Genomic DNA, 2,249 nt, shown 5'->3' on the forward strand with positions numbered 1-2,249 from the left:
CCTGGCCGGCCAGAGCATTTCCAACCGACCCGGTCCGCTGCCGTGCGTGTATACCTATGGCGCGCCGCGGGTTGGCAATCGCGCCTTTGGGCAGGGCTACGCCCCGGTCCATTACCGGCTTGAACGCCGCAAAGACCTCGTCCCCTACGCCTTTCCGCTCTACACCGCAGGATTTCTGTGGGGAGCCTGGCACCCCCTGCTGCTCCCCCTGTCCCTGCCCTTCTCCGGCCTGCCGGGCAGGTATAAGCATACCGGCATCCGCTGTTGCCTGGACGGCGGGCGGCTCGACATTGGCGGCACCTTCGAGCCGCTGGTCGATCCGCTGGACATGGTTGCGGCCCGGCTGGGCAGGGAACACAATATCGACACCTATCTGGCCGACCTGGAAAAGAAGCCCCGCATCACCTATCGCGCCGTGGTGCAAGAGGTCGCGCGGGCGGGCTGAAGGAGGAAACACGCATGGCACCTGCCGAGGTCGAGTGGTATCTGAGCGGCGAATACTGTGAGGCGTGCAGCTGCGATTACGTCTGCCCCTGCCTGTATACCAACCTGGAAGCGCTGCCCAGCCATACGTCGTGTACGGCGCTGGGCGGCTACCACATTGAGACCGGACGGTTTGGCGAGACGGTTCTGGACGATCTGAACTTTGCCACGGTCGTGCGCTCCCCTGGAGCCATGATTGAGGGCAACTGGACGGTAGGTCTGATTGTGGACGAGCGGGCCAGCCCGGACCAGCAGCAGGCCCTGACCGCCATTGCCAGCGGCCAGCACGGCGGCCCGTTCGCCCCGCTGGCCCATCTGGTCGGCGATTTCCGCGGCGTCGAGGTCAGGCCCATCCAGTTTGTCAAGGACAGCGACCACACCCGAACGCTGACGATTCCCGGCGCCGTGGAGCACCGGGTTGAGGGGGTGATGAGTCCGGTCATTCCCGACCAGCCGCTGATGATGGATAATACCCTGCACTTCGCCAACACGCGCATCGGTCTGGCCAGAGTCGTGCGGATGCTGGTCAAGGCCTTTGGCATCGACTGGCAGGACACGAGCGGACAGGCCAACGGCCACTACACCGCGATTCGATGGCGCAGCGACAGCGACACCCCACTTCCGCTGAGCAACGAAGGAGAGCAGCGTATGACAGACCAATTTGTCGATCTCGACGCAAGCGCCCAGGCTGAACTGGTCCGCAACGGAGAGGTGCAGGCCCTCGAACTCGTTGAGGCGGCCATTGCCCGGGTTGAACAACTCAACCCCCAGCTCAACGCGATCATCCACCCCCTGTTCGACAAGGCCCGCAGCCAGGCAACGTCCGCCGAGCTGCCCGACGGCCCGTTTCGCGGCGTCCCGTTTGTCATGAAAGACCTGCTCGGCGGTCCGGCCGGCGAGCCCCTGCACAACGGCATGCAGCTGCTCAAAACGAGACACCTATCTGTCGGAGAAATTTCGTCAGGCCGGATTCATCAGCGTGGGCCGTACCAACACCCCCGAATGGGGCCTGATGGGCACGACGGAACCGGCCGCCTACGGTCCGACCCACAATCCCTGGAACCTGGCCCACTCACCCGGCGGCTCGAGCGGGGGCAGCGCGGCTGCAGTCGCCGCCCGGCTGGTGGCCGTCGGCCACGGCGGAGACGGCGGGGGCTCACTACGCATCCCGGCCAGCATGTGCGGTATTATTGGCCTCAAGCCGAGCCGCGGCCGCCTGTCTCTGGGGCCGGCCATGGGCGAGTGTTGGCACGGCTTGGCAACCGAAGGGGTGATGACCCGTTCCGTCCGCGATATGGCTGGCGTGCTTGACGCGGTGGCCGGCCTCATGCCGGGCGATCCGTATGCTGCGCCGTCCCCATCGCGGCCCTACCGGGAGGAAGTCACCCACCAGCCCGGCCGCCTGCGGGTCGGCCTGATGCTGCAAACACCGGCCGACAGAACGCCCCTGCATGGCGAGTGCAAAACCGCGGTCGAGCAGACCGGCCGGCTGCTCGAATCGCTCGGCCACAGCGTCGAGGCCGCGCATCCGGCGGCCTATGACGAGCCCGAATGGCTGGCCCACTTCGGGCGGGTGGTTCAGGCCCACAGCAGCTTCACCGCTCATGACCTCGGGACGGCCATCGGGCGGCCTTTGGAGCCGGGCGACGTGGAGCCGTATACCTGGGCACTCATCGAGGAGGGCCGTAAGATTTCGGCCGAGCACTACCTGGCCTCGGCCAACTGGCTCCAGATCTGGACACGCCGGATGGCGAGCTGGTGGACGG

At 66.3% G+C, this 2,249-nt stretch carries 3 protein-coding genes; all 3 read left to right on the top strand.

Going from position 1 to position 2,249, the window contains the following annotated elements; translation table 11 throughout:
• On the top strand, positions 1–445 hold a 445-nt coding region (locus J4F42_22730; GenBank protein MCE2488339.1), incomplete at its 5' end, for a hypothetical protein.
• Positions 446–459: 14 nt separating this feature from the next.
• Positions 460–1,794 carry a DUF1326 domain-containing protein gene (locus tag J4F42_22735; protein ID MCE2488340.1) on the top strand — a complete coding sequence of 445 codons (1,335 nt, stop codon included), beginning with the start codon at positions 460–462 and terminating at the stop codon, positions 1,792–1,794.
• A partial coding sequence (locus J4F42_22740; protein MCE2488341.1) for a hypothetical protein occupies positions 1,757–2,249 on the top strand: 493 nt, incomplete at its 3' end. The genes J4F42_22735 and J4F42_22740, both read left to right, overlap by 38 nt.

Source organism: Desulfurellaceae bacterium (assembly GCA_021296095.1).
GTDB lineage: Bacteria > Desulfobacterota > Binatia > Bin18 > Bin18 > JAAXHF01.